This is a genomic window from Bacillus sp. NMCC46, from assembly GCF_002998465.1.
Taxonomy (GTDB): Bacteria; Bacillota; Bacilli; order Bacillales; family Bacillaceae; genus Bacillus.
The window spans coordinates 245,287-265,837 of record NZ_PVQZ01000003.1; the positions used below are offsets into that span (position 1 = coordinate 245,287).

Here is a 20,551-nt window from a genome sequence, read left to right on the forward strand (position 1 = left end):
TCAATGATGGCGTATTATGGAGCAATTGAAGCTGGCGGTACAAAGTTTTGTTGTGCAATCGGCAATGAGCATGGGGACATTCTCGAGGAAATGACGATTCCGACAGAGCACCCAGAAAAAACATTACAAAAGCTCATTCCGTTTTTCGAGCAGCATGACATCGAAGCATTAGGGGTCGGCTCCTTTGGACCAATCTGTGTTCAAAAAGACGATCCTTCTTACGGTTATATCATGAACACGCCGAAAGTAGAGTGGAAGCATTACCCGTTCATTCCAGAGCTAGAGAAGCAATTACGGGTCCCAGTATCCTTTACAACAGATGTTAATGCGGCAGCCTTAGGTGAATTAACAAAAGGAGCAGCCAAAGGGCTGAATAGCTGTATGTATATCACGGTCGGTACGGGTATCGGTGCTGGCGCTGTTGTAAAAAACGAACTTCTTCACGGTCATTCGCACCCAGAGATGGGGCACATCCTTGTCAGGCAGCATGAATCAGACCCGTTTGAAGGAGTCTGCCCAGCGCATGGGACGTGTTTAGAAGGACTGGCAGCTGGCCCAGCGATTGAGAAAAGGTGGGGGAAATCTGCCAAAGAGCTCACGGAGGAAGAATCAGTTTGGGCACTTGAAGCTGATTATTTGGCGCAGGCGCTGATGCAGTACTCGCTCATTTTAAGCCCAGAGCGCATCATGATGGGCGGGGGCGTCATGAAGCAAAAACAGCTGTTTCCACTGATTCGAGAGAAGCTTGCTGCTTATCTCAATGATTATGTAGACCTGCCGCCGCTTGATACATACATTGTCTCTCCTGGACTTGAGGACAAGGCTGGCATGACAGGTGCTTTGCTGTTAGCCATCGAAGCGAAGAAAAATGCCTGATAATAGAGTTTTAATGGACAACGTGAGATAATGAAAAAGATGGAATCTATGAAAAAGGTGGTTGTTAAAATGGTCAAAAGCTTGAATGATACCGTAACACTGAATAACGGAGTGGAAATGCCTTGGTTTGGTTTAGGTGTATTCAAAGTGGAGGACGGCAATCAAGTGGTAGATGCCGTAAAAGCAGCCATACGAAACGGATACCGCAGTATTGATACAGCTGCCGTTTATAAAAATGAGACAGGCGTAGGCAAAGCGATTAAAGAATCTGGCGTGAAACGAGAAGACTTGTTCATTACGTCTAAAGTATGGAACACGGATCAAGGCTATGACAAAGCGCTGGCTGCGTTTGACGCAAGCTTGAATCGATTAGGTCTTGATTACTTAGACCTCTATTTGATTCATTGGCCTGGCCCAAATGCAGATACATTTAAAGACACATGGCGTGCGCTTGAGACGCTTTACAAGGATGGGAAAGTTAGAGCCATAGGCGTCAGCAACTTCTACATTCAGCATTTAGAAGAGCTGTTAAAAGATGCTGAGGTTGTTCCAGCCGTGAACCAAGTTGAATTTCATCCGAAACTGACACTTGTCGAACTGCGTCAATACGCAAAAGAAAAAGGCATTCAAATTGAAGCATGGTCTCCGCTGATGCAAGGAAAGCTATTAGATCATGACGTATTGAAAGACATTGCTGCACGCTACAACAAATCTGTTGCGCAAGTCATCTTGCGCTGGGATCTGCAAAGCGGCGTCGTGACGATTCCTAAATCAATCAACGAAGAACGCATTAAACAAAATGCAGATATTTTTGATTTCGAACTTTCAAAAGAAGACATGGAAAAAATCGATGCATTAAACAATAACGAGCGCGTCGGCTCGAATCCAGAGACGATGACGGTTGGGTTTGAATAATAATGAAATAGAATAATTATAAGAACACCTTTCGATAGGCGTAGGAGTGATACACTTCTATGACTAATGGAAAGGTGTTTTTTCTATTAATGAAAGACATTCTATGATCCTAAGTTATCTTGAAAAAGGAGAAGAACTCCTTAAATCTACCTTAAATGTCATGAAATTCATGGGACAATAAAGAATTATTTGGTAAATTATTAATTGTAAATAAAAGGAGGTTAATTATATGAAAAAATTCATTCTTGGCTTGTCGTTAACTTTGGGTGCCACGATCCTACCTACGTCATTTGCCGAAGCAACAAATGTTGATTTAAGTAAGGAGCAAAAAGTAATTCAAGGAGATTATTCTAGTAGTACCATGTATGTACAAACAATAAAGGAAACGAATAAAGGTGTGATGTCTACAAGTGCATCGAAAGTGTATGCGAAAAGGCTAACCACATCTAGAGGGAGCTTTATGGCATGGTCAAAATCATATGTTGATTGGAAATATTCTTCGGGTAAAGTCAAATCGAGTTCTGGTTCTCAAGATGCGGGCTATGTCTTCCCTAACAAAGTGGTAAAAAATGGTTCTAAAAGATACTATAAGGGATCTAAACTTCATAAATGGGCACATAAAACAACCCTTAAATTTGGAACACCCACTCCGTGGGGAGATGTTACCTTTGTGAGTAACTCTTTTACAGATCGAGTTTGGGTTAATGGAAAAGGGAAACATGGTTGGGATTAATATTATAGATTAATAGAAAAGGTGCTACTTAAGAACTATTTACAAATCATAGTAGCGCTGTTTAAATATTATAAATAATCTCAAAAAATAGTAAGAGGAGTTTTTGGAAAATGATCCATGTAAAAGGATTGACAAAAACATATCGACATCAGCCTGTATTTGAAGATTTACATATTCAAATAAAACATCAAAAAATAAATTTCATCATGGGGAAGAATGGATCTGGTAAAACAACTTTTATGAAATGTTTACTCCAGTTAGAACATTATGAAGGGGAGATCTTGTATAATCATCAGCCAATTGATCAAGTAAGAAATGAAATTCAGGTCATGTATGATGATTCACCACTCTATTTGAATCTAAACGGTTATCAAAATATACGATTATTGTTAAATAGCCCTTTTGACCAAAAAAAGTGTGATACACTGGCAAGGGAATATCTACCACATGAGATCCTCAAAAAGAAGGTCAAACATTACTCTTATGGTCAAAAAAAGAAATTGAGTTTCATATTCATTGCATTAACAAAACCAACTTATTTGTTCTTAGATGAGATATCAAATGGTTTAGATTATGGAACAATGATGGAATTAAAAGCAATGATTAAGAAGTGGTCTAAAGACATGACCATTATAGCTACAGGTCATCAGTTTGAATTTTATTCATCCATTGTTGATGAATTGTTTATTTTAAAAGACAAATCAATGATTCAAATCCATGACTTTCAGGAAAAAGGAGAGGATTTGGGTGACATTTATCAAGCATATCTTTAAATTAATGAAAAAAGAGCTTTTATATCAATATTATGCTAAAACATTTCTTATCTTGTTTATTCCATTGATGCTGATTTCGTTATGGAATGTTTATGCACAATATGAAACAACAAAATCCAACTATGCCCAATATGTAAAAACAGAAAGTGAATATAAGGAGCTCGGCATTGATATAAAAAAGGCTTTGACGATGCCAGTTAACATAGAAGAAGGAGAATTAGCAGGTGCTGAAGGAGAAGTCGTAGAAAATGTCTTAAAATATGATTATGAGAAGTTTATTCAATCACTTCATTTGATGGAGCCAACTCAAGTCATTTCAACTAATTTAGAATGGATGGGTTTTATCTTTTATCCACTTGTATTTGGTTTATATGCGATCTATTTAGCGACATATGATGTGAAATATAAAACGATGAAAATTAAAGCGGTTCAATATCAGTGGAACGATGTTTTGTTTTCAAAGCAACTGTCTCTTTATGTAATCATTCTATTTTTAATTCCAATTCTTTCTCTTATTTCATATATGGCTAGCCATATCTTTTATTCTGTAATATCAAAAGATATATCTGTTCAATTGTTTACATATAAAGATAGTACCGAACATTCTATACTGCTTCAATTAATGTTTGTTGTATGTACAAGCTGGTTATTTAGTACACTTGTTTTTTATTTAGGTAGTTTATGTCGTAGTTTTATTTTATCTGTGGTTATCTATATGGTCTATTTTTTATTGATCCCAAACTTAGGTGTCTTTGATTTAAAAAACATGATCGCCAACTTAGCTTTGCATCTGTTTTCTTTTAAAGGGAACTACCAATTATTTGTGCCTATTCCCATGAATATAACCACAATTCTAATCTGCATTTCATTGCTTATCTGCTTGTCATCCTTGCTGACTTATACTATGGTAAAACGGCAAAGTAAATATGTAGTATAAAACCCCCTATTCTCACATAGAGGGATTTTTTAAGTACTGCTTCTTCGCACAGCCAAAAGCATAATAAAAGATAAGATCACAATACAAATCGTCCAGGACCAAGCAAGTTCCATTCGTCCTGAATCAATCGCCACATAGATAGCGGTTGGGAGTGTTTGAGTTTTTCCTGGGATGTTGCCGGCAAACATTAAGGTCGCTCCGAATTCTCCAAGGGCTCTTGCAAAGCTGAGGACGCTGCCAGACAGCAGGGAAGGCAGGGCAAGAGGTACCGTAATATAGGCAAAGACTTGGAATGAATGTGCACCATCTACTTTTGCAGCCCCTTCTATATCTGACTCAATCGTAGAAAAGCCAGCCTTTGCTGATTGATACATGAGCGGGAATGCCACAACTGTCGATGCAATGACCGCCGCCCACCATGTGAAAATGACCGGCTGATGGAAGATCCATTCAATCGCGCCCCCTATTACACTATGCTTTCCGAATACGACGAGCAATAAAAAGCCAACGACTGTTGGCGGGAGAACGAGTGGCATCATCAGGAACGTTTCCACAATCATTTTCCCCTTAAAAGTTGTTCGCGCCATCCAAAAGCCGACCGTTGTGCCAAAAACAGTAGCCAACAGCCCGCTGACGATGGCAACTTGAACGGACAGCCAAATGGGAGATAGAAATTCTTCAGTCAGCATAAGCATTATGACACTTGAAAGCCGTATTTCTTAAAAATCGATGTGGCTGTATCTGATTGAAGAAATTGAAAAAAGGTCTTGGCTTCCGTTAGATGTTCTGTCCCTTTTACAATCCCTACTGGATATATAACCGGGGAGTGCATGTCCGGATTTGCCTCAGCTGCAATCTTTACTTTTTTGGAAACGAGGGCGTCTGTTTTATACACAACACCTGCTTCTACATTTCCTGTTTCGACGTAGCTTAGGACTTGCCGCACATCCTTGCCGTAGACAGCATTCTTTTTCACTTGGTCCCATATGTTCAGTTGTGTGAAGATCTCTTTGCCATATGTACCAGCAGGAACCGATTCAGGTGTGCCAAGAGCAATCTTTCCTTTTACGTGCCGGACGTCTTGAAAGCTTTTAATAGAGGAAGAGCCATCTTTTGGCACAATAAGGACTAGCTCATTTTGTATAGCGTCCTTGATATAATCTTGATCAATGTCTCCAGATTGAACAAGTTCATCGAAGGGCTCCTCAGCTGCTGAGAAAAAAAGATCCGCTTTTGCTCCTTGAGCGATTTGCTGCTTCAATGCGCCAGATGACCCGAAATTATTCGTTAAGGTCACATTCGGATGCTGCTTGTGAAAGGAGGCTTCAATTTCCTTTAGTGCATCCTGAAGGCTTGCCGCTGCTGAAATCACAAGCTCTGTTTTTTTATTCGAATTAGATGGCTTCATCTCTGTTTGGCATCCACTCAGGAGCAAACATATGGAGATGAAGGCTAAGAATGTATACTTCATGTTCACACCTCTTATCATTCAATATCATGTGGTTCCCTTTATTATAAGCAAACTTATTTGAGCATTCATAGGCTTTCAGTAAAAAGAGAAAAGAAAAAGCCGCCAAATGGCGACTTTCAGCGTGAAGATAAAAGGGATCGTTTTATCCTGTTTACTTCTGATAAAAACGCAGCAAATTCCCATTGATCAACTTGTCTGATAAGGAGAGCTCTTTATTGGCTTTTTCTATATAAGGCTGACATACCTCATCCTGCTTCACGGGTTCTTTTGTTTTTTGATCATAGCAGGTGTTCTTTGTATAGAGATAATCATCTGTAATAAAGTTCCCGTTTCTCAGTACAGCGAAAGGCGTCCGTTCATTTGAAAATAAATCATTGCCGAATTGAATGGCATCCTTCGTTTCAATCCCAAGTAAGTGAAGAAGTGTCGGCTTTACGTCCATTTGACCAGCTGTTTCAGAAATGGTCTGCGGTGCTTGATCCGTGACACCTGGAATGTAAATCAAAAAGGGTACCCGCTGTAGTTTGACCGCATCAAACGGCGTAATTTCCTCTTTATTGAGCAGCTGTGCCATTGCCTCATGATGTGCCTCTGAGATGCCATAGTGGTCACCCATAAGGACAAACATCGTATTGTCATACAATCCTTCTTCTTTCATACGGTCAAAAAACATCTTAATCGCTTCATCTTGATAGCGGACGGTCGTCACATAGCGGTTTAAAATGGTACTGGACGAATCATATTCATCAATAAACTGATCCTTCGGGTCAATTTCAAATGGAAAATGATTGGTCAGTGTAATGAATGTGCTGTAATAAGGTTGCTTCAACTTTTTTAAATGATCAATGGATTGATCAAAGAAGTCGATATCTTTTAAGCCCCAGCCAGTTGAATTCCGTTCATTGACATGATATGAATCGACATCATAAAAACGATCAATTCCCAGCGATTCATACATCACATCACGATTCCAAAACGTTTTATTATTCGCATGAAATTGGACGGATTCATAGTTTTCCTTTTTCAACTGCTTGTATAACGTGTCATATTCGTTGTCACTCGCTGTGAAAAAGACAGCGCCGCTGCTAGAAGGATAGAGAGAATTAGCGACAATAAACTCTGAATCCGACGTCTTCCCCTGCTCTGTTTGTTGATAAAATTCATCAAAATAAAAACTCTTTTTAGCCAGTTGATTTAAAAAGGGAGTGATGGATTGTCCATTCACCTTTTGATTCATGACAAATTGCTGCGTCGATTCAAGTGAAATGAACACAACGTTCTTGCCTTTAGCAAGTCCAAAATACTCTTCGTTTGGTGCGCTGTAATCAGCCTTTGTGTAGTTTGCTACAGTAGAAAGCGTATCTTCATCTGCAAAGGCCTTTTGTCCAATGCGTGCCGTTTGGGCAGCACCGTCATACAGATGAAATTGGAAAAGCCCGAGGTTTCTGACAATGACTTCACGATCATAAGAGCTTGTCAGAAATCGAGGGTGATCCATCATAGCTGAGCTGACATGAAACAATAAGAAGCTGCAGCAGACCGCATAATACGTTTTGATCGTCTTGAATGACGCTTTTGGGGCTAATGGTTTGCGCTTGAGCAGCCATGCCAGTACCACAAAATCAATGAGCATCAGCACAAAGAGCGGGTGGAATAATTCCGTCATACTGCTGCCCATATCTCCCATGTTCTTCGCTTGGAATAACACGGGAATGGTAATGAAATCAATATAAAAACCATAAAAGATCGTATTCGAGATGAGAATCGCCGTTAGAATAAAATTTGCGGTCAATAAAAAAAACTTTTGGTTGGTTTCATTTAAAAAAAGAGCAATCCCAAACAAAGGGAGCAAAAAGCTAAGTGGATTGATCAAAAGCAGCCATTCATGAAACAGATTGGCCGTTCGTATGTGAAATCCGAATTGATAAATGATGTATGTTTTCATCCACATGAAAAGGATGGAATACACTAAAAACCAGTGATTTTTGAAAAACGCTTTCATTTATGTATCTCCTCACCATTCTGTATTCAGCTGCAAGGCAAAAACACTTATCTTAAACCTACTAAAAAAATGAGGAATGATCAATTCATATCCTGTCTTTTTCGCAAAACTCTTTTTTTATTCTGTTAGAACTGGATTGGGATGGATATGCCGCAGATGACGGCGATGTAATAGCAGGTGACGACGGTGAGAGCAGCTAGTACGACTTGTTCTCCTGTGCTGCCTGTTTTGACATAGAAGGGGAGACGCACTTTAATGGAAGCTGGAAATAAAAATTTAATGCCGTTCACTGTTCCTGCATCAAGGATAAGGTGGCTCGCCATTCCAACGAGTAAACCGGTACTTAAGCTGTCATTTGGAATGTATGTTGTCGCGAGAAAATAAATGATCAGCAGAAATAATAAACTGTGTGTAAACGTGCGATGACCGAACACGCTGCTGATCAGTGTCGAGAGCAGCGGAAATTTTCTACCGATTTTACTTTTTGTATGGCAAAGATCGGGGATCAGAGCACCTGCTGATCCAGCTGCAGCCATGATGACTGGGTCGAGTCCGTAGTAGTAGGCGACGGCCGTTGAGGCGGCGATTCCGCCCATAATGTGTGTTTTTCCTGTCATGATGCGTACTCCTGTTCTATCTTTTGTTCAAGTACTCACTATATCAAGGGTGAATTCATTCAGCAAGGCTTATTTCTAAAGAAAAAGAGGACAAAAGGGTTGGCTGATTGGAAAAACATTCTATAATAAGGGGGAAGTCATGTTGATACTAACGATAAGGATGCGATTCGGATGAGTAATGCAGACATTTTAAAAGAAATTGTTCTCGTACATTATGAAGTCAGCCGTAAATTAAACCGCAAGTTACTTGAGTTAGAAAAAGACATCACGCCACCGCAGATATATGCTCTTTCTATTTTGATACAAGGCAAAGTATCACATGCCGAAGAGCTGAAACAAAGACTCTCCTTAAACCCAGGTGCAGCCTCCATTGCACTCAATAAATTATGTGAGCAGGGCTATATTCAGAGAGAACGTGACAAAGACGACCCCACGCTAGTCCGGTTAGAAGCTACGGAAAAAGGGGTAGCGATTTATGAAAAGCATACACGTCTTTTCGGAAAGGTGATTCAGCATATGATGTCAGACTTCACAAAGGAAGACTTAAAGACCTTTTTGACGTATTTGCAAAAAATGAGACAGACCTTTCATGATGATTGAGCCTTTCCACCTTGTATAATGCGGCGCACTGTAGCACAAATTATACAGGCAACCGCATTTTATGAAAAGGGAGGAAACAGCGATGTCATTTTTCCAAAAGGATAAAAAGGCGAAAAGCGAGCAAGACCACAAGCAAGTAGATCAGCTGTTAGAAGAAGCAAGCAAAGAGCTAGCAGGCGATCCGCTTCAGGAAGCTGTACAAAAGAAGAAAAACAACGATCAATAAGCAGGTAATAGGCAGAGAAATGATCCTCTGCCTTTTTTCTATGTTTTTCCCTTTGACAGATGTGAGAATGTTTGATAACCTTCGTGTAGTAAAAATGAATAGAAATCCTCACGCTATGTCTCAGTGAGGTAGAGGTTGCGCGGATGATGAGTCACTCATGGGAGAGATGGAATCGAAGATCATGAGAAAAAAGGCATCAGCGCCGAAGTGTAGAGAGAGCTCCAACTTTCTTTATGCTGGGTCTGCATTGAATAAATGCAGGACTGCCACGTCTTTGAAGCGTGGAGGGCTATCCGGAGATCAAGGTGTATGTTTTGAAAAGCATGGACTGTTGTTCAGGCTTTTTTTTATGTTCTGAGTATCTAAGATAAGGGTATGCTGTTAAGAAAGTGACCCATGATGAACATAAAGAATACAAGTCATTGCTTCACAAATATATCAATGAAGATACTGCCGGGTCTGGTCCGAAGTGAATATAACGGAGGTACGGAAATGGAACAGACAAAAAAATGGGGTTTTTGGTTATTGACGGCTTTTGTCGTCGGAAATATGGTAGGGTCAGGCATCTTTATGCTGCCAAGTACTCTTGCCCAGCATGCCAGTCCTTTAGGTGTGACGATGGCATGGCTTGTCACAGGTGGCGGTGTGCTGATGATTGCACTTGTTTTTGGGCATTTGTCCATTCATAAGCCGCAGCTGACGGCTGGACCACAAAGTTATGCAAGAGCGCTTTTTAACGATCCGAAAAAAGGGAAAGCGGCCGGTTTTACAATGGTTTGGGGATATTGGGTGGCAAGCTGGATTAGTAATGTCGCAATTATTACGAGTCTTGCCGGTTATTTAACGACATTTTTCCCTATTCTCACCGTGAAGACGGAGATTTTCACCTTTGGAAAAGAAGCGATCACACTTGGTCAGCTGACAACCTTTATTGTATGTACCATTCTTCTCTGGGGAACACATACTATCTTAATTACAAGCTTAAGTGCTGCAAGTAAGTTAAACTTTATTACGACCTTTTCAAAGGTACTTGGATTCGTCCTTTTTATTGTTGCGGGATTATTTGCATTCCAAACGGCATTATTTGAACATTATTACTTCCCAGTTTCAGCAGAAGGCGAAGGAGTGCTCGGACTTGGAGGCCAAATTCATCATGCGGCCATTTCCACACTATGGGCATTTATTGGCATCGAATCAGCTGTGATTTTATCAGGGAGAGCATCCTCGCAGCGCGATGTGAAACGTGCAACGATTACAGGTCTTTTAATCGCACTTTCCATCTACATGATTATTACATTGATTACAATGGGCGTCCTGCCGCATGATCAGTTGCAAGGCTCAGATAAACCATTCGTTGACGTGCTTCAGCTCATTATTGGACCGGCGGGCGGAATAGTCATGGCACTGCTTGCGATCATTTGTTTATTTGGCTCGATGCTTGGCTGGATCTTACTTGGTTCAGAAGTACCGTATCAAGCAGCAAAGGCTGGCGATTTCCCAGCAGTATTTGCAAAAACAAACAAAAAAGGCAGTCCTGTTTTTGCTTTGACGGTTACAAATATCATGTCACAACTGTTTATTTTCTCAGTGATGTCCCGTACGATTAATGAAGCTTTTACCTTTTTAACGACATCAGCGACACTTGCGTATCTCATTCCGTATATTGTGTCTTCGATCTATAGTTTTAAGGTCATCATGCAAGGTGACACGTATGATCTTCAAAAAGGGAAGCGAACAAGAGACGGAATCATTGCGCTTGTTGCGATGGGGTATTCCGCTTGGGTCATTATTTCAGGCACAGCTGATTTGAAAACATTTGGACTTGGCATCGGTCTGTTCTTAGTAGGTATTTTGCTTTATCCATTCATGTCAAAAGGATTCGCCAAAGGAACGGAATAAGGGAAACGTTTCTCCACATATGGAGAAACGTTTTTTTATGATGCGGATGTTAATCGGTCCACAATAAACTCAAGCTGTCCTTCTAGTGACACTGGGTCATTAAAGAAGTACCCGACAGGATTGATTTCAAATACGTGTTTATTTTGTACAGCAGGCAGTGATGTCCAAATGCTGCTTTCATACACTTGGTCTCCTTTACTTTTTGAACCACTCCATGGACTAGTGAAAATATAGTCGCCTGCGTATTCTGGCAGCTTTTCAAGGGAAATATTTGCATAGCCGACACCGCTGTCGATAGCGTCTTTTTTAACTGCCTTTGGCGCACGTAATTTCAGCTCGTCATAAATGATTTCGCCTCCGCGCGCAAAGGTGTTTCCAAAGATATAAATACCTTTATCAAAAGGCGACACGATTGAAACGGTTTTGCTGCCGACCGCTTTTGTTACTTTAGGCTTTACCTCAGCTATTTTTGTATCCCATAATGTGATCCATTCTGCTGCTTTTTTCGGTGTCCCTGTCATTTTACCGAATTCTTTTAGCTGATTTTTAAAGGAATATTGATTGTATTTAATTGCAACGGTTGGAGCAATTTTTTTGTATTGATCAAATTTCTCGTCTTCTCCCCAAGCGATAATCATATCTGGCTTCAAAGCGGCTACCTTTTCGACAGAAGGGGTTGTTCCAAGGTTTTTGACACCATCCGTTTTTCCCTTATAGAAAGGGTTTTTAAAGATGGGTGCAGTTGCAGCAATTGGCGTCTTGCCAAGTGTCACGAGGTCTCCGTAGTAGCTTTCTGCCAGAAGCACAATTCGTTTCGGATCTTTAGGGAGTTTGACCTCACCTTTGACATCCTGATAGGTGATTGTGTCATTCTGGTTGGCGCCAGATTTTTTATTTGAAGTGCTGCCGCAAGCAGCTGTAAAAAGCATAAGAATGGCAAAGGAAATCAAAAGAAATCCAGATCGTTTTTTCACAAAGATTCTCTCCTATTCACTTTCTTTTGATAATGATTCTCAATTTCAATTATATCGTAACATGATGGGATGAAAAATGCATTGGCTATTTTAGGGTCTAAAGAAAAATGGTGAATTTCTCCCGGTTTTTTGATGAAAATAAAGAAAATGTTCAGAACAATGATTTCAAAAAGGAAAGAAAATGATATACTAGACTCCGAGATTGATAATCATTATCATTGATAAGGAATAGATATGAACGGAAAGGAAGAGACTGGTTTTGGGCTCACAATCGAATAAACAGCTGCCAGCCAAGGACGATGCAATGGATATTGTCACGAAGCCCTTTGGAACAGCAGCTGTTGTCATCATAGGAATCGTCGCTTTAGCATTTGGTCTTTTTTTATCGGTATCATTAGGAGCGGCAAACATTCATCTACACACTGTATGGGAAGCCATTTTTCATTTTGATCCACAGAAAACTTCACATCAAATCATCCGGGAATTGAGGCTGCCGCGTACAGTTGGGGCTGCACTCGTCGGTGCCTTTTTAGCCGTATCAGGTGCCATTATGCAAGGGATGACAAGAAATGCGCTTGCGTCTCCTGAAATTATGGGCGTGACAAATGGCTCTGCATTTGCGATTGCTATAGCATTTGCGTTTTTCCCAGGCCAATCTTCTTTCACATTAATTCTTTGGTCATTTGCTGGAGCCGCACTCGGTGCATCTATTGTGTTTGGTGTCGGTACTCTGTCTAAGGGAGGACTGACCCCAGTGAAGCTCGCACTAGCGGGTACGGCGGTTGGGGCACTTTTAAGCTCCATCTCTTCAGCAATTGCCATCCGGTTTGACGTCGCTCAGGACATGAGCTTTTGGTATGCGGGCGGCGTGGCAGGTGTGAATTGGAGCAACATTCAGGTCATTATTCCAGTCGCCATTGCAGGACTTTTGATTGCGATGATCCTTGCTCGCTCGATCACTGTACTGAGCTTAGGTGATGAATTGGCTAAAGGGCTCGGGCAGTATACGAAAACGGTCAAGGTGCTAGGAATATTGGTCGTAATTCTTTTAACCGGTGCTGCTGTGTCGGTGGCAGGCTCAATAGGTTTTATCGGGCTTGTCATTCCCCATGTCACTAGATTCTTGGTCGGAGTGGACTATCGATGGATTATCCCTTGCTCAGCTATTTTAGGTGCCATTTTGTTAATTTATGCAGACATTGCTGCAAGGCTGGTCAATGCTCCATTTGAAACGCCAGTCGGTGCCATTACTGCGATTATAGGCGTTCCTTTCTTCTTATATTTAGCTAGACGTGAAAGGAGCGGAATTTAAATGGAAATGGTGCAGCAGGCAAAGAAAAAGAAATATAAACGAACGATGCTCATGATCTTTTTAGCCATCGTCGCGGTATTTCTGATTAGTTTAAATACCGGAGAAATTCGTATTTCTCCGATAGATACATTGAAAACATTTTTTGGATTCGGAAGTGAAATGGATGAGCTGGTGCTGTTCGAATTCAGACTTCCAAGAATGATCATCGCTTTACTTGTTGGTGCTTCCATCGCTGTATCAGGAGCTATCTGGCAAGGTGTTTCTCAAAATGGCTTGGCTGATCCCGGTATTCTTGGTGTGAATGCGGGCGCAGGATTTGCCGTTGTGCTCTTTATCTTTGCATTCCAAGGCACGATGTCGAACTTAGGTAATTTGACGATTTTTGTACTGCCGCTTTTCGCATTTGCAGGTGCAGGCTTTGCTGCATTTCTCATCTATGTGTTAGCGTGGAAAAAAGGCATCACACCTGTTCGATTGATTTTAACGGGAATTGGCGTTAATGCTGCGTTTTCAGCAGCAATTGTGGTCATTCAATTAAAAATGAGCCCAAATGATTTTAACCAAGCCATCGTGTGGTTATCAGGAAGCATTTGGGGCTCAAGCTGGACGTATGTCCTTTCTGTTCTGCCATGGATGCTCATTTTCCTTGTGTTAGCGCTTGTGAGAGCACGCTACTTAAATATCATGAATTTAGGTGACCAGCTGTCCTATGGCTTAGGGATTTCGGTTCATAAAGAAAGAAGCTTTCTGATGCTGATTGCCGTTGCATTAGCAGGTGCAAGTGTCGCTGTTGCAGGTAGTATCTCGTTCCTAGGGTTAGCCGCACCGCACTTGGCGAGAAAGCTTGTTGGACCAAAGCATCAAGGAATGATACCGGCCTCCGCATTGATTGGCGCACTGTTATTATTACTGGCAGATACACTAGGCCGCGTCATACTTGCACCATCAGAGGTACCAGTTGGTCTTGTTGTTTCTGCTTTAGGCGCACCTTACTTCATTTACTTATTGATGAAAACGAACTAATGAGGAAGGAGAAAAACATATGAAATCGCTCGAAACAGAAAAACTTTGTATCGGTTATCAGGACCGTTTGATTGTAGATGATTTAAATATCAGTATCCCAAAAGGCAAGGTGACAACACTGATCGGGCCGAATGGATGCGGGAAATCAACGATTTTAAAAACAATGTCCCGGATCATGAAGTCCCATCAAGGAGCTGTTTACTTAAATGGCCAGGCTATTCATCAAACGCCTACAAAAGAAATTTCAAAACAAATGGCGATCTTACCGCAAACGCCCGAAGCACCAAGCGGACTGACAGTGTATGAGCTTGTGTCATATGGACGTTTTCCGCATCAAAATGGATTTGGGCGCTTATCAAATGAAGATAAACGAATCATCAGATGGGCACTTGAGGAAACGGGCATGATCGCTTTTCATGATAGGCCAATTGAAGCACTTTCCGGTGGACAGCGTCAGCGTGTATGGATTGCGATGGCACTTGCCCAGGAAACAGAACTGCTTCTATTAGATGAGCCAACGACGTATTTGGATCTTGCACATCAGCTCGAGATTCTTCAGCTGTTAGAACGGTTAAACAGAGAGCAGGGACGAACTGTGTTGATGGTCATTCATGATTTGAATCATGCGGCACGTTTTTCTCATTACATGATTGCCCTCAATCAAGGAAAAGTCATCAAAGATGGGACGCCTCATGAGGTCATGACCAAAGAGGTGCTTGGTCAGGTATTCCACATTGATGCAGAAATTGTACTTGATCCTAGAACAAATAAGCCGATCTGTTTAACATATGACTTAATGAATCATGAAAGAAAGCTAGAAGCTGTGAATGGATAATAGAAGTAAAAGGAACTCGGTGGAATAGCCGAGTTTTTTTGCGTCTCTGAAACTTCCTAGTACTGCCATTTTCTCCAGTTGATATTTTTTCGCTTTTATGCAGAAAAGAGGTACTTTTTTACTTTAGACAATGGTAATATACGGTTAGAGATCATAGCTAGAAAGGAAAGAGATGCGTGGAAACAGCAAAAATATTGATTGCAGATGACGAAGAAGCAATTGTAAAAATGGTTGAACGCGTATTAAAAAAAGAAGGATTCAAGCATATTTATAAAGCCTACCATGCAGATGAAGCATTAGATGTTGTCAAAAACGAGGACATCCACCTCTTACTTCTAGATGTGATGATGCCCGGTAAGTCTGGCTTTGATGTTCTTCCTGAAATGAGAAAATATACGAAAGCACCCATTTTCTATTTAACTGCAAGAACGTCTGATGTAGATAAACTGACCGGCTTTGCGCAGGGGGCAGATGATTACATTACAAAGCCATTTAATCCGCTAGAGCTTGTGGCTAGAATTAAGGCTCACTTAAACCGAACATATATCTCCTTACAGGAAGAGCAAGAAGAGGCTCAAAACCAATATGAATATGCCCATTTCTCATATCATCCTCATTCAGCCGAACTGAAAGTGAGAGGAGAGATGACGGCATGCTCAGCTCAGCTTCTATCCTTGCTGAAGTACTTTTGTGATCATCCGAATGTGGTTCTTTCAAAAGATCAAATCTATGAGAAAGTATGGGGCGTCCCGTCGTATGGTGATAACAACACCGTCATGGTTCATATTCGAAAGCTGAGAGAAAAGATTGAATTAGATCCAAGTCAGCCTGAATATATTGTGACCATCCGTGGTATGGGATATAAATTTATTCCGCACCCTGTGAAGGTTCTTAATTAATTCATGAATTTACGAACAAAACTTTTCTTTCACTTTGTCGGACAGATGTTTATCGTCATTGCGATTCTGCTGATCGGGAATACGTTTACTGAGAATCTATATTATAAAAAATACTATGAGAATATGACCGAAACTGGTTTAACAAAGGCTGATGGGGACACACTCATGAGCTGGCTTTATTTTAACGAGGATGGAAAAATGGAAGCCGATGATCAGCTCAAGCAAGCAGTAAAAAAACGAGACGGCTGGCTGCAAGTGATTGATTCAAAAAAACATAACGTCTATAGCTATCACCGTCCTAAGACCATTCCAACATCCTATCAAAAGGATGAAATGATCAAGATCTTTGAAAAAAGACAATTTAAAGATTACAAGATGTACTTCTGGCCAATTGAGATTGATCAAAAAAGCTTTATCGTGTTATACGGGTTCAAAACGAACAGCACAAAGGTCGCCAATTATCTGAAGCAGCACGAGAAAGATTTGGCTGCACTATCTCAATATTCGGTTGAAACGAAAGAATTTTTGAAGAGAATGAATGGATCGGTGCATCTGTTCAATGATGAAGGAAAATATTTAAAAGGCATTCGAGCCAATACCAATTTGAAACATGATGTAACAGATGTTGAACTGCTTAAGTATCAATCGAAGCCTTGGGAGTTTAGAAGTGACCTGTCTTATATCAAAGTGAATAAAAACCTGTATATCATCGTTTCGGTACCAAATAAAGTATACAGCCCAGACGAACTTTACGATAAAGAGACAGACGCTTTAAATCAATATACAACCATTTTAATTGCAGGTCTTGCACTTACGGTTATTATCGTCATGACATTATGGTACTCGTATCGCTATGGTCTGCCGATCTATCACATTATCCGCTGGCTGATTTTCTTATCAAGAAATAAATTGCAGGAACCAACAAATAGAAAAGGAATTCCAATCAGTAAAAATAAAAAAGGTCGTATTAAGCGGGAATACCGATTATTTGAGGATATCCTAAAAACAATGGATCAGCTCACGCTTACATTAAAAGAGAATGAAGCAAACCGAAGAAAAATTCAAACCACAAGGGAAGAATGGATTGCAGGATTGTCGCATGATTTGAAAACACCTCTTAGTACGATTTACGGTTATGGGCTCATGCTTGAATCTGATCAATATCAATGGTCCAAGGAAGAAGTCATGGAAATGGGACAGGTGATTCGTGAGAAATCAGAATACATGTCGACCTTGATTGAGGATTTAAACCTCACGTACCGATTGAAAAATGGGGCCTTGCCTATTAACCGAAAGCCGGTCGAGCTGGGTGAATTTTTAGCCTCTATTATGGACGAGTTTTCAAGAAGCTCCTTTTCTGAGGATTTTTCATCCTCTTTTGAAGATCAAACAAACGGTGTCATGTTTGAGATCGACAAAGCCTGGTTCAGACGAGTGATTGAGAACCTGCTGGCGAATGCAGTCAAGCATAACCAAAAAGGCACTCATATTACAGCTGTTTTATCTGAAACAAATGAAGAAGTTCGGATCGAAATGAAAGACAACGGATGCGGAATGGCACAAGAAACGGTAGATCACTTATTTAACCGCTACTACAGAGGGACAAATACAAATGACCCAACGAATGGAACAGGACTTGGGCTGGCAATAGCAAAAGAGCTTGTCTTGCTGCATGACGGTGATATTCAAGTGGAAAGTGAACTAGGTGCTGGAACAACTATTGCGATTATCCTAAAAAAATCACCTTCTGTAAAATAGGCAAAAAACGATTTTCCTTTCTTAAGGAGATCGTTTTTTCCTGTTTTAGGATTGAAATCAACTTTGTAAACGATTACAATTAAATTGTTAACGTGAACAAATTATTTTTCATACGATAAGAGGGATGGGGGAGTTTGATGAGAGCCTTTTTAGATGAGCAGTTTTTACTAAACAGTCCAACGGCGGAAAAGCTTTACCATGAGTTTGCAAAGGACCTTCCAATTATAGATTACCATTGTCATTTAAGTCCTAAAGACATCTATGAAAATAAAACCTTCCAAAATATCACCGAAGCATGGCTTTATGGAGATCATTACAAATGGCGTGCCATGAGAGCAAATGGCATCCCTGAAACGCACATTACGGGGGATGCATCAGATCATGAGAAATTTTTGGCGTGGGCGAAGACCGTACCCATGACCATTGGAAATCCACTCTATCACTGGACTCATCTAGAGCTGAGACGATATTTTGAAGTCGAAGACCTATTAAACGAAAAAAACGCAGACATTATTTGGAAGAAAGTCAATGGAAAGCTGCAAGGAGAGGGATTTGGTGCGAGGGACTTCATTGTGAAATCAAACGTTGAAACCGTTGTGACAACAGATGATCCGGTCGATTCGCTTCACTATCATCAAAAACTGCGGGAAGAGGAATTCTCTGTACAAGTGCTCCCAGGGTTTCGACCTGATAAAGCACTCGATATAGCGAATGATCTGTTTGCAAAATATGTTCACGAGCTGGCAGAGGTTTCAGCTACTCCAATACAATCCTACCAAGACTTCTTAAAAGCACTCCGTGCAAGAATTGATTTCTTCCATGAACACGGCTGTTTGATCTCAGATCATGCTATAAATGAAATGACATATGAAGAAACGACAGAAGAAGAAGTGGAGACCATCTTTCATAAAAGAATGTCTGGTCATCCATTGACGGAAGAAGAGAAGATCAAGTTTAAAACAGAGACATTCATTATGCTAGGTCAGGCATACTGTGAGCGTGGCTGGGCGATGCAGCTTCATATCAATGCGCTTAGAAACAACAATACAAAAATGTTTGAGCGGCTCGGACCAGATACGGGGTATGATGCGATGAATGATGAGGACATTGCAAAGCCGCTTTGCCGAATATTAGATCGTTTAGAACAAGAAGATGCTTTGCCAAACACCATTCTCTATTCCTTGAATCCTAGGGACAATGTGGTGATATCAACATTGGCTGGAAGCTTTCAAGACGGGAAGACACCGGGGAAGATGCAGCACGGCACAGCCTGGTGGTTTAATGATACGAAGCAAGGAATGACAGAGCAGATGATGGCTCTTTCCAGTATTGGACTGATCAGCCGTTTCATCGGGATGCTGACTGATTCACGAAGCTTTTTGTCGTATACAAGGCATGAATATTTCCGAAGACTGCTTTGTGATATCATCGGAGATTGGGTAGAAAAAGGAGAAGTCCCCTATGACCTTGAGCTGTTAGGGGGGATCGTGAAAGGAATCAGCTATGAAAATGCCAAGCAATATTTTCAATTTGACCGGGCAAAGCAGCTCCAGCATCAAAGTAAAATCACATGAGGAAAAAGGTGAGAAAATGAAAGCGATTTTATGATAAGATGGAAAAAAATCATAAAAGGCGGAATAGCATGACAGTCACAATTAAAGACATAGCAAAATTGGCAAACGTCTCTCATACTACGGTATCAAGGGCTTTGAATAATAGTCCTTTTATTAAAGAGAAGACAAAACAAAAGATTTTGTCGATTGCAAAACAGCTGAATTATTCACCGAATGTCCATGCCAGAGGCCTTGTATCACAAAAATCGTTTACAATCGGTCTGTTTTTTACGAGTTTAACAGAAGGCACATCTTCAAGCTTCTTTGTAGATGCGTTAAAGGGCGTCAATAGCGTGATGACTGAGCATTATAATCTGTTTGTAAGGGGAATTGACGACTTTCACGATTACACAACCATTCATAAACAGCGCTACGATGGCATTTTGCTTATGAGTCAAAGCGAGCACGATGAAGCGTTTATCCATCATGTCAAGAAACAGGGCATTCCAATCATTGTGCTGAATCGCCGTGTAGAAAGTAATGAAGTGATGAATATATTAGCAGATGATAGTCAAGGAGCATATCAGGCAGCGCACTATTTCATTCAGCAAGGCCATCATCAAATCGCCATCATTGAAGGAAAAGAAGGCTTTAAATCGACTCAGGAGAGAAAAGCCGGCTTTCTCCAAGCGTTAATTGATCACCATATTCCTATGAAGAAAGAATATATGATCACAGGTGACTACCACATGAAAAGCGGCTATGAATCAATGGAATCCCTGCTGACCCTTGATCATCCGCCAACAGCGCTTTTTTGCTCTAACGATGACATGGCCATTGGTGCGATGAATGCTTTATATGCAAAAGGCAAGACGTGTCCAGGTGATATCTCTATTATCGGTTTTGATGATATAGCATTCTCATCCTACACCACGCCTGCACTAACAACGGTAAAAAAGCCTATCGAAAAAATGTGTGCACTTGGAGCAGAAGCCATCCTATCAGTCATAAACGGTGAAGAGCAGGAAGAAGATCATATGGAAAAAATCTATGTCCACACAGAGCTGATGATCAGAGATTCAGTCAAAAAGGTGCAGTAATCAGCACCTTTTAAAGATAAATGTTCACGTGTGCATATCATGAAGAGA

The 20,551-nt window shown here is 40.7% G+C and carries 20 protein-coding genes and 1 riboswitch; of the genes, 15 read left to right on the plus strand and 5 right to left on the minus strand.

Features of this window, described 5'->3' with window-relative positions; translation table 11 throughout:
- The first annotated feature begins 6 nt into the window (after nucleotides 1-6).
- The 5 genes from C6Y01_RS10765 (at nucleotide 7) to C6Y01_RS10785 (ending at nucleotide 4,234) form a co-directional block, all read left to right on the plus strand.
- Nucleotides 7-876, plus strand: a complete 870-nt coding sequence (locus C6Y01_RS10765; RefSeq protein ID WP_034659981.1) for an ROK family protein — start codon at nucleotides 7-9, stop codon at nucleotides 874-876.
- 69 nt (nucleotides 877-945) lie between these two features.
- Entirely contained in the window at nucleotides 946-1,791 is an 846-nt protein-coding gene (locus C6Y01_RS10770; protein ID WP_034659979.1) for an aldo/keto reductase, read from the plus strand.
- 229 nt (nucleotides 1,792-2,020) lie between these two features.
- Complete coding sequence (locus C6Y01_RS10775) at nucleotides 2,021-2,524, plus strand: hypothetical protein (protein ID WP_106038191.1); 504 nt, start codon at nucleotides 2,021-2,023, stop codon at nucleotides 2,522-2,524.
- Nucleotides 2,525-2,634: 110 nt separating this feature from the next.
- A complete protein-coding gene (locus C6Y01_RS10780) occupies nucleotides 2,635-3,297 on the plus strand; it encodes an ATP-binding cassette domain-containing protein (RefSeq protein WP_095285785.1) in 663 nt (220 codons plus the stop codon).
- Nucleotides 3,272-4,234 (plus strand): ABC transporter permease, encoded by a 963-nt coding sequence (locus tag C6Y01_RS10785; protein WP_095285786.1) that lies wholly within the window; start codon nucleotides 3,272-3,274, stop codon nucleotides 4,232-4,234. The genes C6Y01_RS10780 and C6Y01_RS10785 overlap by 26 nt, the downstream gene beginning before the upstream one ends.
- 29 nt (nucleotides 4,235-4,263) lie before the next feature.
- On the opposite strand, the gene modB is transcribed toward C6Y01_RS10785, so the two are convergent.
- The 4 genes from modB to C6Y01_RS10805 all read right to left on the minus strand — a co-directional run bounded on the left by modB (nucleotide 4,264) and on the right by C6Y01_RS10805 (nucleotide 8,324).
- Entirely contained in the window at nucleotides 4,264-4,929 is a 666-nt protein-coding gene (gene modB / locus C6Y01_RS10790; protein WP_106038192.1) for a molybdate ABC transporter permease subunit, read from the minus strand.
- On the minus strand, nucleotides 4,929-5,705 hold the full coding sequence (gene modA / locus C6Y01_RS10795) for a molybdate ABC transporter substrate-binding protein (protein ID WP_034659976.1): 777 nt from the start codon (nucleotides 5,703-5,705) through the stop codon (nucleotides 4,929-4,931). Before modA ends, modB begins: the two co-directional genes overlap by 1 nt.
- A 151-nt stretch (nucleotides 5,706-5,856) precedes the next feature.
- Nucleotides 5,857-7,707, minus strand: a complete 1,851-nt coding sequence (locus C6Y01_RS10800) for an LTA synthase family protein (protein WP_106038193.1) — start codon at nucleotides 7,705-7,707, stop codon at nucleotides 5,857-5,859.
- A 125-nt stretch (nucleotides 7,708-7,832) separates the two neighbouring features.
- Complete coding sequence (locus tag C6Y01_RS10805; RefSeq protein WP_060597293.1) at nucleotides 7,833-8,324, minus strand: metal-dependent hydrolase; 492 nt, start codon at nucleotides 8,322-8,324, stop codon at nucleotides 7,833-7,835.
- Nucleotides 8,325-8,495: 171 nt separating this feature from the next.
- Here C6Y01_RS10805 and C6Y01_RS10810 point away from each other — a divergent pair, with 171 nt between their 5' ends.
- The 3 genes from C6Y01_RS10810 to C6Y01_RS10825 all read left to right on the plus strand — a co-directional run bounded on the left by C6Y01_RS10810 (nucleotide 8,496) and on the right by C6Y01_RS10825 (nucleotide 11,049).
- The gene (locus C6Y01_RS10810; RefSeq protein ID WP_034659971.1) at nucleotides 8,496-8,924 is read left to right on the plus strand and encodes a MarR family winged helix-turn-helix transcriptional regulator; all 429 of its coding nucleotides are present in this window, start codon (nucleotides 8,496-8,498) and stop codon (nucleotides 8,922-8,924) included.
- Nucleotides 8,925-9,006: 82 nt separating this feature from the next.
- Nucleotides 9,007-9,150: a small acid-soluble spore protein SspJ gene (gene sspJ / locus C6Y01_RS10815; protein WP_034659969.1), complete on the plus strand. Its 144-nt coding sequence runs from the start codon at nucleotides 9,007-9,009 to the stop codon at nucleotides 9,148-9,150.
- 121 nt (nucleotides 9,151-9,271) lie between these two features.
- Nucleotides 9,272-9,450, plus strand: a riboswitch (Lysine riboswitch).
- A gap of 192 nt (nucleotides 9,451-9,642) precedes the next feature.
- Nucleotides 9,643-11,049, plus strand: coding sequence for an amino acid permease (locus C6Y01_RS10825; RefSeq protein ID WP_034659967.1), 1,407 nt, complete (start codon nucleotides 9,643-9,645; stop codon nucleotides 11,047-11,049).
- A gap of 35 nt (nucleotides 11,050-11,084) precedes the next feature.
- Here C6Y01_RS10825 and C6Y01_RS10830 read toward each other — a convergent pair whose 3' ends face one another.
- The gene (locus C6Y01_RS10830; protein ID WP_106038194.1) at nucleotides 11,085-12,023 is read right to left on the minus strand and encodes an iron-hydroxamate ABC transporter substrate-binding protein; all 939 of its coding nucleotides are present in this window, start codon (nucleotides 12,021-12,023) and stop codon (nucleotides 11,085-11,087) included.
- 259 nt (nucleotides 12,024-12,282) lie between these two features.
- On the opposite strand from C6Y01_RS10830, the gene C6Y01_RS10835 reads away from it, so the two are divergent.
- The 7 genes from C6Y01_RS10835 (at nucleotide 12,283) to C6Y01_RS10865 (ending at nucleotide 20,503) form a co-directional block, all read left to right on the plus strand.
- Entirely contained in the window at nucleotides 12,283-13,335 is a 1,053-nt protein-coding gene (locus C6Y01_RS10835; protein WP_034659963.1) for a FecCD family ABC transporter permease, read from the plus strand.
- Nucleotides 13,336-14,358, plus strand: a complete 1,023-nt coding sequence (locus C6Y01_RS10840) for a FecCD family ABC transporter permease (protein WP_034659961.1) — start codon at nucleotides 13,336-13,338, stop codon at nucleotides 14,356-14,358.
- A gap of 19 nt (nucleotides 14,359-14,377) precedes the next feature.
- On the plus strand, nucleotides 14,378-15,193 hold the full coding sequence (locus C6Y01_RS10845) for an ABC transporter ATP-binding protein (RefSeq protein ID WP_060597288.1): 816 nt from the start codon (nucleotides 14,378-14,380) through the stop codon (nucleotides 15,191-15,193).
- A 176-nt stretch (nucleotides 15,194-15,369) separates the two neighbouring features.
- On the plus strand, nucleotides 15,370-16,092 hold the full coding sequence (locus C6Y01_RS10850; protein WP_034659958.1) for a response regulator transcription factor: 723 nt from the start codon (nucleotides 15,370-15,372) through the stop codon (nucleotides 16,090-16,092).
- Nucleotides 16,093-16,095: 3 nt separating this feature from the next.
- Nucleotides 16,096-17,850 carry a HAMP domain-containing sensor histidine kinase gene (locus C6Y01_RS10855; RefSeq protein ID WP_106038195.1) on the plus strand — a complete coding sequence of 585 codons (1,755 nt, stop codon included), beginning with the start codon at nucleotides 16,096-16,098 and terminating at the stop codon, nucleotides 17,848-17,850.
- 137 nt (nucleotides 17,851-17,987) lie between these two features.
- A complete protein-coding gene (gene uxaC, locus C6Y01_RS10860) occupies nucleotides 17,988-19,424 on the plus strand; it encodes a glucuronate isomerase (RefSeq protein WP_034659954.1) in 1,437 nt (478 codons plus the stop codon).
- Between the two features lie 68 nt (nucleotides 19,425-19,492).
- Entirely contained in the window at nucleotides 19,493-20,503 is a 1,011-nt protein-coding gene (locus C6Y01_RS10865) for a LacI family DNA-binding transcriptional regulator (protein WP_034659952.1), read from the plus strand.
- Nucleotides 20,504-20,551: the final 48 nt, after the last annotated feature.